Annotated in this window: 8 protein-coding genes; 1 reads left to right on the top strand and 7 read right to left on the bottom strand. The window is 60.9% G+C overall.

Annotated elements, in window-relative coordinates:
* Positions 1–308: 308 nt before the first annotated feature.
* Positions 309–698 (top strand): hypothetical protein, encoded by a 390-nt coding sequence (locus tag QZ709_RS17775; RefSeq protein ID WP_058085851.1) that lies wholly within the window; start codon positions 309–311, stop codon positions 696–698.
* Between the two features lie 74 nt (positions 699–772).
* Here QZ709_RS17775 and QZ709_RS17770 read toward each other — a convergent pair whose 3' ends face one another.
* The 7 genes from QZ709_RS17770 to czcI all read right to left on the bottom strand — a co-directional run bounded on the left by QZ709_RS17770 (position 773) and on the right by czcI (position 10545).
* A complete protein-coding gene (locus QZ709_RS17770; protein WP_109038283.1) occupies positions 773–2680 on the bottom strand; it encodes an LTA synthase family protein in 1908 nt (635 codons plus the stop codon).
* 250 nt (positions 2681–2930) lie between these two features.
* Entirely contained in the window at positions 2931–3440 is a 510-nt protein-coding gene (locus tag QZ709_RS17765; RefSeq protein ID WP_152987392.1) for a DUF4124 domain-containing protein, read from the bottom strand.
* A gap of 76 nt (positions 3441–3516) precedes the next feature.
* Entirely contained in the window at positions 3517–4152 is a 636-nt protein-coding gene (locus QZ709_RS17760; protein ID WP_058085854.1) for a hypothetical protein, read from the bottom strand.
* Positions 4149–7334, bottom strand: coding sequence for a CusA/CzcA family heavy metal efflux RND transporter (locus QZ709_RS17755; RefSeq protein ID WP_058085855.1), 3186 nt, complete (start codon positions 7332–7334; stop codon positions 4149–4151). Before QZ709_RS17755 ends, QZ709_RS17760 begins: the two co-directional genes overlap by 4 nt.
* A gap of 18 nt (positions 7335–7352) precedes the next feature.
* Complete coding sequence (locus QZ709_RS17750; RefSeq protein ID WP_294638796.1) at positions 7353–8750, bottom strand: efflux RND transporter periplasmic adaptor subunit; 1398 nt, start codon at positions 8748–8750, stop codon at positions 7353–7355.
* An 11-nt stretch (positions 8751–8761) separates the two neighbouring features.
* The gene (locus tag QZ709_RS17745; RefSeq protein ID WP_290768528.1) at positions 8762–10060 is read right to left on the bottom strand and encodes a TolC family protein; all 1299 of its coding nucleotides are present in this window, start codon (positions 10058–10060) and stop codon (positions 8762–8764) included.
* A gap of 107 nt (positions 10061–10167) precedes the next feature.
* Positions 10168–10545 carry a cation efflux protein, CzcI family gene (czcI, locus tag QZ709_RS17740; RefSeq protein ID WP_290768526.1) on the bottom strand — a complete coding sequence of 126 codons (378 nt, stop codon included), beginning with the start codon at positions 10543–10545 and terminating at the stop codon, positions 10168–10170.
* Positions 10546–11132: the final 587 nt, after the last annotated feature.

Raw genomic sequence — 11132 nt, 5'->3', positions numbered from 1 at the left:
TGTGCTCACGTTGATCACTCCTGCACCCCACTGCTGCAAAAAACAGCAGGGTAGGTGGATAACGTGGCTCAAAATTGGGCGTGACGGATGCCCTTTAGTGGCTCAGTTTTGCTCGTGATTCAACACGCAGAGACCCTTGCGAAGGTACTCGGCCATCTTGACGCTGTCTTCGATCACCAGAATTTTCATGCGTTTGATTGTTAAATGGCTGTTACACAAGGAAGATGACGAATTTGTCATCTTTGAGTTGGCCTTCTGTCGCCTGCATCTGCATAGGCTTTCACCTCCATAACCTTCAAGGACTGAAGATGAGAAAAGTGAACAGCCTGATTGCCTGCTCGATCCTGGCCATCAGTGCCAGCGCCTTTGCGGCGGATGGACACGAACACGGGCACGAACATGATCCGCTGCACGGCGGCGTGGTGGTGGAAGCCAGCGAGATGGACTTCGAACTGGTGGCCAAGGCCGACCTGATCAGCCTGTACGTGCGCGATCACGGCAAGGCAGTCAAGATGCAAGGTGCCAGTGGCAAACTGACCCTCATCAAGGGCACCGACAAAAACGAAGTGCAACTCGCGCCAGCGGGTGAGAAGCTGGAAGCCAAAGGCAGCTTCGACGTGAGCGCTGGCGCCAAAGCGGTGGCTGTCGTGACGCTGCCTGGCAAGAAGCCCGTCTCTGTTCGCTTTGCGCTGAAGTGATGCAAGCCCCCGAAGCTGGCCGATGAATCGGCCGCTTCGGGGCGAACGCAGGTCCTGATGCATTCGCTGGCCGCTCATTGTTGATGGGGGCAATTTGGCAGCTTCAATGCCCCCATCTTGAAGGACCTTGATGCCGTCTGATAGTAGGCGATCGCCTCATTCAACAGTACCGGATCCACTGCTTTGGGCGTCGTCTCCAGCGTCCGAGGATCGACCCTGTAGCTCTCCACCCGTTGCCGAGGCAGCAACACCGTGAGCGTGTTGCTTCGCAGGTAGCCAAGCGACTGATAGTTGCTGACGAAGACCCTTCTCAACGGCTCCTCTTCTTCGAAGAGACAGCGTCCAAAGAAGTAGTCGGCCCCCTTTTTCCCCAATAGCTCGACGATCGTGGGGGCCAGGTCCAACTGGCTGACCAGCGGTTCGTATACACCTGGCTTCAGCAGATCAGGCGCGAAGAAGATCAAAGGGATTCTGTAGCCATCCAGTGGCAATTTGGTCTTTCCCGCCACGGACGCACCATGGTCGGCGACGATGATGAACAGGGTGTCCTTGAACCAGGGTTGCGCACGAGCCCTGTCGATGAAGTCGCCGATCGCGAAATCGGTGTACTTGACGGCGCCGAGTCGCCCACCGGGCGAAGGGATGTCGATGCGGCCGGCGGGATAGGTGTAAGGGCGGTGATTGGACGTTGTCATGATGTGCGCAAAGAAAGGATTGCTTTGCGCCCTTCCCTCATCCAGCGTGCTCAAGGCCTGGCTGAACAGCACCTCGTCCGCCACCCCCCAGACGTTTTCGAAGACGATGGTGCGCTTGTCCATGTCCGTCCTGTCGATCACCTTGTAGCCGTTGCCCCCGAAATAGGCATTCATGTTGTCGAAGTAGCCGTACCCGCCGTAGAAAAAGTAGGGCTTGAAGCCTTGAGAGCCAAGCACTTCTCCCAGCGTGGCGAGGTGCTCGTTCTGAGGTCGGCGGACAATGGCCTGCCCGGGGACGGGGGGCGTTCCCAGCGACAGCGCCTCCAACCCCCTGACCGTGCGTGTTCCCGTCGCATAGGCGTGCGAGAACAGCAGTCCTTGCTTGGCGATCGCATCGAGCCGGGGCGTCAACCCTCGCGAGTCGCCGTATGCGCCAAGAAATGAAGCCGAGAGGCTTTCCACCGAGATCAGCACCACATTCCGTGGCCGCCGGGTGAAGGGCCATGCGTGGTTCGCGGCGCCCTTCAATGCCTGAGCAGAAAGATCGGACAGCGGTCTGCGCTGCATCCCCATGGTTTGAAGAATGCGGTCCGCCTCGCTTTGCGGCATTGTTCGATAAAAGCGATCGAAATCCAGCTCGTTCCGCCGCATGGCCGCCGCCAGCGTGAACAGACCGTTCCCGGAGATCTCGTCCGCATAGGCGTTGCCTGCCCCTTCCATCTGGTCCACGCTGACCGTGAACCCCGCGATCACGGGCAGAACCACACCCGCTGCCACCAGCTTGGCGCGCTGGATGCGCGTGATCTTGACGTTGTCCATGTTTCGAACGGCGCCCCGCAAGAACCAGACAATGAGACCAGCCACCACTGCGATGGCCGCCAAGACGGTTGGAACAGGATAGGACTGCCGGATGTTGCCGATCACCTCCTGCGTGTAGAGCAGGTAGTCGACCGCGATGAAGTTGAACCGTGTTGAAAACTCCAGCCAGAAGGTGACCTCCGCGCCGATGCCAAACAGCATGACGAAGACAGAAAACCACAACCACTTGAGCCGAAGCGTTCTATGCCAAAGGCTAGTTCTCCAGCGATTGGGCAGTACCGCCTCGTAAAGGCAAACCGGCGCGACCAGAAAGGCCAGCGTTGCCAAATCGAACAGAAGCCCCTTGGTCAGCACATAGGGCCAGAGATCGATGCCGACCTGCCCCGCATCCAATGTGACCAGCAGGCCGATGCGCAAGCAAGTGAAGGCCGCCAACCAGATGACGGCGACCAGCCAGGGAACGCCCATGGACCTGAAAGCATTCGTGGGAACTGAAAACATCTAAGGTGATCCTGATGTGTGTCGGGCGGGTATCGACCCTATTCCCAACACGTCTGACAAATGAACGAAGACGTGATCGTTTCAAGTTGAATGGCGATGGCTCACGCAACCGATGCCGATTGCTTGCCTCGGTAAGTTGCCTGGTAATGCATCTCAGCAAAAGACGCGACGACAATCTCGCCATGCTTTGACAGACCTCACAGGCATATCCGCGAGATCAATATCGAAGTGCGTCCCGTTCCTTGATCAATTTGTCCAACTTGCGCTGGGCCTGCTCCGTCTCCGAAGCCAACGAGCGCTGACGGCGGCCATACTGTGAAGAAAATCTACGGCCTTGCCGATCCCCCTCTACGACCTGGCGCCCGGCCTCCTGATCGGACCGACGGCCCCTGAGCTCTTCGTAGGCACTGGCAATCTTGTTGTCCAGATCCTTCAGCCGAAGAGATCGCGCAGCAGCGTCTTTCAGCAACTGCTCTCGCGTCATCGCAAGCGCGCGTTGCGCCGCCTCGGCCTGCTGCGGATCAGCCGGGTGAGGTTCGACAGATATCGCGTAAGACCGCTTCGCCTTTGCCTCGGGCTCGTCGCCATACACGACCTGCCCATTGGGCATGATCGACTTGTAGAGGATGCGTTCCTCGGCCCAACAGTAAGGGGTCATGCAGAGACATGCCAGCGGGATCAAGCTACTGGCGAGATGTCCAGGCACGCTTCGCATTGAATTGCTCATCCACAAGCTCCTTCTTCATTTCTCGCCATTGCAAAAGCTCGCGTGTTCAGACGCGCTATGCAGGCGAACCGCCAGATCAGGGAACCGTGCCTTCGCCACCAGTTTTAGTCGGTGACGGAACCGTACGATCCAGCGCGCGCAGAATCCGGCTTTCGTCGATCAGCGCACGCCCTTCCTGCCGCGACAAGCGAACAAGGTCGAATCTCTTCCCATACCTTCCACGCCTGCGTACTTCCAGCACAACGACATCACCTGCTCGCAGTTCCAGGGGAATGGTCGCGTCCACCCCCTCCTGAATGCGAACTTCGTGAAGCCCCGGCGAAACGTCCACGGCAACGACCGAATAGGGGATGAGGCTTTCCAGCGGCTGCCCATTCAACCCCAAAGGCACCAGCCCTTGGACGTCGCCGTCCCGCGCTCGAACGATCACCACCCGCCCCGCATCCGGCCGCAATGCCAGGTTGCGCACCTTGGCCGCGTCCAAGGACTTCGGTGACGGCCCCGGCACGCAGGTTCTCGTCTTGAGCATGGTGAAACATATGGGCTTAAGCCGCTTGGCCTCGTCCCTCTCGGGCAGGGCACAGCCTTGCAACACCGCGGCGAACAGCCCCAGCAAGACTATGTCAGGCGCATAGAACGTCGCGCGAGTGAAGGCACGCGCGCTCCCCTCACCGGGCCAAAGCCGGGGCCACCGGCCCCATGCTTTGGTCATGCAATCGCTCCATCCTCGTGTGCGTCAGGAGAGGGCTTGGTTTCGGTGGTCTGGGCGTCCTCTTCATCCTTTCGATGGACGATGCGGTAAAGCACAGGCAGCACCAGCAAAGTCAGCATCGTCGAGGACAGGATGCCCCCGATCACGACGGTCGCCAGCGGCCTTTGAACCTCCGCGCCCGTGCCGGTGGCCAGGGCCATCGGTACGAAGCCAAGCGATGCCACCAACGCGGTCATCAGGACCGGCCTCAGCCGCGTCAAGGCGCCCTCGTGGATGGCCTCGTCAAGCGACCGCCCTTCGTCACGCAAGTTGCGAATGAAGGAGATCATCACCAGCCCGTTCAGCACGGCCACCCCAGACAGTGCGATGAATCCGATGGCCGCCGAGATCGACAAGGGGATGTCCCGCAGCCACAGGGCCAGGATGCCTCCCGTCAGCGCGAACGGGATCCCGGTGAACACCAGCAAGCCGTCCTTCACGTTGCCGAACATGGCAAAGAGCAGCACGAAAACCAGCAGCAGCGAGACCGGCACGACGATCTGCAGGCGCTGCGTGGCGGACTGCAGGTTCTCGAACTGGCCGCCCCACACGGTCCAATAGCCCGTGGGGATCTTGACCGCTTCCAGCGCCTTCTGGGCATCCCCGACGAAGGTGCCGATGTCACGGCCACGCACGTTGGCGCTGATGACGATGCGGCGCTTGCCGTTCTCGCGGCTGACCTGGTTGGGACCAGGCGCCGAGTCGATGGAAGCCACCTCGGACAGCGGAATGAAGCGCGCGCCCTCGCCGTCTCCGCCCTTCAAGGCGATGGGGAGGCGCCGAACGGCTTCCAGATCCGTGCGGACATCTTCCGGCAGACGCACGACGATGTCGAAACGGCGGTCGCCCTCGAACAGCGTCCCAGCCTCCTTGCCGCCCACGGCCGTGGCCAGCGTGTCCTGGATGTCGCCGATGTTCAGGCCATAGCGCGTCGCCTTCTCGCGGTCGATGTTGATGGTCAGCATGGGCAGGCCCGTGGTCTGTTCCACCTTCACCTCGGACGAGCCCGGGATGCCTTGCAGCACCTTCGCGATCTGGTTGGCAGTGTTGTTGAGGACATCCATGTCATCACCGAACAGCTTGACCGCGACGTCACTGCGCACCCCGGAGATCAGCTCGTTGAAGCGCAGCTGGATCGGCTGAGAGAACTCGTAGTTCTGCCCCGGCAGTTTGGCGACCTCTTCCTGAACAGCGGCCAGCAGTTCGTCGCGCGTCTTGCGCGGCTCGGGCCATTTGTCCACCGGCTTGAGCATCACGTAACCGTCCGAGATGTTGGGCGGCATCGGGTCGGCCGCGATCTCGGCGGTACCGGTGCGTGCAAACACACGTTCGATCTCAGGGAACTTGGCCTTCAGATGGCTTTCCAGCTTGGTCTGCATGGCCACCGATTGGCTGAGGCTGGTGCCGGGAATCCGCAGCGCCTGCACCGCGAAATCGCCTTCGTTCAAGCTTGGCACGAACTCGCTGCCCATGCGGGAAGCCACCACGCCACAGACCAGGACGAGCACCGCTGCCGCCGTCAGCACGACAGGCTTGGCCCCCATCACCGTGTTCAGCATGGGCTCATACCAGCGCTTGGCGGTGCGGATCACTACGTTTTCGGTCTCCGACACCTTCTTGCCGATGAACAGCGCCACGGCAGCGGGGATGAAGGTGATGGACAGGATCATGGCACCCAACAACGCCGTCACCACGGTGAACGCCATCGGATGGAACATCTTGCCTTCCACACCGGCCAGGGCGAAGATGGGCAGGTAGACGATCATGATGATCAGCTGCCCGAACAGCAGCGGACGACGGGCCTCCTGCGAAGCCGCGAAGACTTCATGGAAGCGCTCGCGCAAGGTCAACTCTCGCCCGTGATGCGCCTGCGCATGCGCCAGGCGGCGCACGCAGTTCTCCACGATCACCACCGCGCCATCGACGATGATCCCGAAGTCCAGCGCGCCCAGACTCATCAGGTTCGCACTGACCTTCTGACTGACCATACCGCTGAAGGTGAAGAGCATGGAAAGCGGGATCACCATGGCGGTGATCACCGCGGCACGCATGTTGCCCAGGAACAGGAAGAGGATGGCGATCACCAGGATGGCGCCTTCCATCAGGTTCTTCTTCACCGTGGCGATCGCCTTGTCCACCAGGACGGTCCGGTCGTAGACGGTCACGGCATGAACACCAGCTGGCAGGGACTTGTTGATCTCCGCCATCTTGATGTCAACTGCTTGCGAGACCTTGCGGCTGTTCTCGCCAATGAGCATGAACACGGTGCCCAGGACGACCTCTCGGCCGTTGTCGGTGGCGGCGCCCGTGCGCAGCTCCTTGCCCTGCCCCACTTCTGCGATGTCGCGGATGCGGATGGGTACATCCGTCGTCTGCTTGACGATGATGCTGCCCAGGTCCTGGGTGCCACGCACCTGACCAGGTGCACGGATCAGGTACTGCTCGCCTTCGCGTTCGATGTAGCCGGCGCCAACGTTGCCGTTGTTGCGCTCCAGGGCATTGACCACGTCACCCAACGTCAGGCCATGCGCCATGAGCTTCTCAGGGCTGGGCGCGACCTGGTATTCCTTGGCATAGCCGCCGATGGAATTGATCTCGGTCACGCCCGTTACATTGCGCAGTTGAGGCTTGATGATCCAATCCTGGATTTCGCGCAGGTCAGTCGGCGTGTAGGGCGTGCCATCCGGCTTCTTGGCGCCGTCCTTGGCTTCGACAGTCCACATGTAGATCTCGCCCAGGCCTGTGGAAATGGGGCCCATGGCCGGCGTGACGCCTTCCGGCAGCCGCGCCTTGGCCTCCTGGATCCGCTCGTTCACCAGTTGGCGCGCGAAGTACAGGTCGGTGCCGTCCTTGAAGATCACGGTGATCTGGGACAGGCCGTAGCGCGACAGGGAGCGGGTCTGCTCCAGGCCGGGCAGGCCCGCCATCACTGTCTCCAGCGGGTAGGTCACACGCTGTTCGGTTTCCAGCGGCGAATAGCCAGGTGTCTGGGTGTTGATCTGGACCTGGACGTTGGTGATGTCCGGCACGGCATCGATGGGCAGCTTCTGATAGCTGAAGACGCCCAGGGCGGCCATACCGAAGACGGCCAGCAGCACAAGCCAGCGCTGCTCAATGGCAAATCGGATGATGCGTTCAAACATGATGGGTGGACCTCGTGCTCAATGCTCGTGCTCGGCCGAAGCCTTGCCGATTTCAGCTTTGATGACGAAGCTGTTCGTCGCCGCATAGCGGGTACCGGCGCTCAAGCCCTTGACGACTTCCGTGCGCTTGCCATCGGTGTGACCGACCTCCACAGGCTTGGCCTGGAATCCGCCCGGGACTTCGACGAACACGACTTGGCGGCCTTCCATGGTCTGCACCGCGCCAGCCGTCACGGTCACGGGTGCTTCCGTCTCGCCGGAAGTCACGGCGACATTGACGAACAGGCCGGGACGCCACGACAGGTCTGGATTGGTCAGCACCACTCGGGCGGTTGCTGTGCGCGTCTGCTCGCCAATCAGCGATCCAACGTAGGTCACGGTGCCCTTGGCCGTGGCTTCGAACGAACTGGATCGCACGGTAACCTTCTCGCCCACCTTCACGAGGTTCAGGTCCTTGGCGGGCACGTTGATTGTGGCCCACACGGTGGACAGGTCGGACAGGGTGAACACATTGGCGTCTTCCTTGACCGACTCGCCCAGAGCGATGTGCTTCTCGACCACGACCGCATCAAACGGTGCGCGCAGCTCGTAGCGATTCAATGCCCCAGCCGAAGGCGAGGCACCCAACGCCTTGAGCTTCTGGTTGGCGTTGTTGACCGCAATCTCGGCTTCGCGCAGGGCCTGGGTGGCCTGCAGAAGATCCATCTGCGGCGAGATCTTGTCTTCGAAGAGCTTCTTCTCTCGGTCGTAGGTGGTTTGCGCCAAGGTCAGGCGCTTCTGGGCCGCCTGCAACTCGCTGCGCTGTTCGGACAGCAACACGCTGGAAATGACCGCGAGGACCTGGCCCTTTTTGACCTGCTGCCCGAGGTTGGCCGACACCGATTCGACGACGCCACCGACACGGGGCACAACGTGTGCCGTGCGATCCTCGTTGAACTTGATCTCGCCGGACAGTTGCACCGTCGAAAGGATCTTGCCAGGTTGTGCCGCTTGGACTTCAACGCCCGCTGCTGCGATCTGCTGAGCATTCAGAGAGACAGGCTCTTCCTCGCCTTCCTCGTGCTTGCCAGCGTTGGCGGCGGCAGCGCCCTTCTCAGGAGCGGTTTCGCCTTCATGCTTGTCATGCTCCCCATGCTCCTCGGCCTTCTCATGGTGTTCCTTGTCATCGTGTCCCTTCGCCTCGTCGTGGCCGGACTCGGATTTCTTCTCGCCGTGGTGCTCGGCGTCGTCGTGTCCCTTGGCCTCGCCGTGACCGTGGCCATGGCTCTCCTCGGCCGCTTCGCCGGCGGGCGCGCTGGGAGACCGTGTCAGCACAAATGCGCTGGCGCCCAACCCCGCCAAAACGATGGCGATGATGGCGATGAGTTGCTTTTGGCTGATGCGCCCAGCTTGGCGTTGTGATTGGGAGCGTGTCATGCAATGCTTTCTCATGGCTTGGACGTCGTCTGTTCTTCGCCGCTGGTCCCCAGCAGGCGATCGATGTTGGCGTTGGTGCGGTACAGCTCATTGAGCGCCCGCAGGTACTGGGCGCGGGCCTGGAGCAAGGTCCGTTGAGCATCCAGGGCGTCGAGGAAGCTGAACTTTCCCAACTCGAAGCCGGTCGTGGCGGCCTGCCAAGCGCTCTCGGCGCCCGGCAGTACCTCGCTACGCAGAACGTCCACCTCTGCCTGAGCGAAGCGCTGACGCTCCGTCAATTGCACCCACTCGGTCTCGACGCGGATCCGCGTTGCTTGAAAGTCCGCTTCGGCCTTGTCACGCAGGCGCAAGGCCTGCAGCAGGTTGCCGCGATTGGTATCTAGCACAGGAATCGGAATGGCCAGGCCGATCACCGCCTGGTTGCGCCCGACCTGCTGATCGCGTTTGGCACCTAATGTCACGGTGACGTCCGGAACGCGGCGGGCTTCCTCAAGCTCGACCATGGCCTGCCGCTTGTCGACCTCCAGGCGTGCCTGCCGTAGCACCGGTACATCCGACAACTGCGAAGCCTCCAGATTGCGAGCGGCTGGTTGGACACCCGATTGCCAGACCAGCGTCTGAGCACGAACGGCAGATGCTGGCCCCAGCAGGGCTGCCAGCCCTTGGCGAGCGGATCGAAGTTCGCTCTGCGCTTGAAGCAACTCCAGCCGGACACCAGCGTGAGCGACCTTTGCCCGCGTCTCGTCCACCGCAGAGACCTTGCCGGCCTGAACCCGCTTGGAGACCGCATCCGTGCCACGCATGGACAAGTCGACGGAGGCCTGCGCCAGCTTCACCCGTTCCTGAGCGATGGCTGCGGCAAAGAACGCATCGGCCACATCCGCCCTGATCTGCGCGCGACGCCCTTCGATGTCCACGGCGGTTTGAGCCCGCGCGGCCTCGGCGACCGAGATCCGCGCTGAACGTTTACCGCCCAACTCGATGGGCTGGCTCAACTGCACCGTGGTCGTTCGGCTGTCTCGCCGCGTGTCTTCCAGCAGTGCTTGGACTTCCGGGTTGGGACGCGCACCCGCTTGAATGACGGCCCCTTCGCTGGCCGCCAGTTCCTGCTGATTCGCCACGATTTGCGGGCTGAACTGAAGCGCCAGCCTGATGGCTTCGCTCAGCGTCAGGGGCTGTGCCACGGGCACCGCCTTGTGCACGGCCTGCCCATCCGAATCGGACGGGCTAACTTGAGCAAAGGTGGTGGAAGAAAAAAGTGTGGCCGTGACCAACGCGAACGTTGTCATCGGCACCATGTGCCTGTACATCGAATTCTCCGGGTTGTGGGAACAACAAGAAGGAATCCGGCGAGAGAGGCCATGGCCTCGCTAACTGAAGACAGGAAAAAAGCTTGCGCAGCAGCCGTCTCGCCGAATCAAACGGCGAGACGTATGTCGGGACGCTCAGGTCCCGCTGGAATGTTAGAGGCGTAGCCCTCGATCGAGTGGCCAAACCATTCCCTGCTGGACGCCACCTCAGGGGTGTGCGTCTCACTGACCGGCGAGGCAGCGCTCATGTGGCAGACGGTGCAGTCGTTGTCGGCACTGGCCTTTTTGTCGCCGCCGCTCTTGTCCTTTGCGGCTTTATCGCCAGGACGCTCCCCATGCTGCGGATCGAGATGGATGTGCTCGTGGTGCCCAAAATGGCGCTGCGCGGCAGGGTTGCTTTCATGCTGGCAATAGCTGGCCACCGCAGCCCAGGACATCTGGAGCGGAAACCAAATCAGCAGGAACAAGCAAAGCAAGCGACGCATGGAGCGGCAAGTATAGGTTGAAAAAATGTCTTGTGGATCAGAAATGAGTTAAGCCTGACAAATGCACGTGAAGGAAGTTGTCTGGCATGTACATCATCGACTGAAGATCCATCTCTTTGAATCAATTGGAATCCCTGTAGCGACTACAGAGTCAATACCCTTCGCCAAGATTTCTGTGATTTTTCACAGGGCAATGAGTCAAGCTTGTCTAGGTTGCTCGGTCTCGCTTTGGGCCACATGCCCGTCCGCATTGCTGGCCTCCATACTGTGGGCATGCCGATCCGGCGCCGTTTTGGGATTGTCGGCTTGGGGTTCTACGTCCTCGTCTTTGACAACAGGGCTGCGCTGCGGCTCGCGATCCTCTGGAGGCTTCGCGGCAGTTCTAGTATGTTTGGAAGTGGCACCCATGATGGCTCCTTTGCAATGACACAAATGTCATCAGCAATGAGTGTGCCGATGTTGACCTGCCCCCTCCCAGCCGTACCGGTTGAATGGAAGTGAGGTCCGTCAACCTGGAGAATGACGGACATGAGGAAGAGTCGATTCACTGAGCAGCAGATCATCGGGTTCTTGAAGCAGGCCGAGTC

This window comes from uncultured Aquabacterium sp. (assembly GCF_913773725.1).
Taxonomy (GTDB): domain Bacteria; phylum Pseudomonadota; class Gammaproteobacteria; order Burkholderiales; family Burkholderiaceae_C; genus Aquabacterium.
This window is presented reverse-complemented; position numbering and strand designations above follow the sequence as displayed.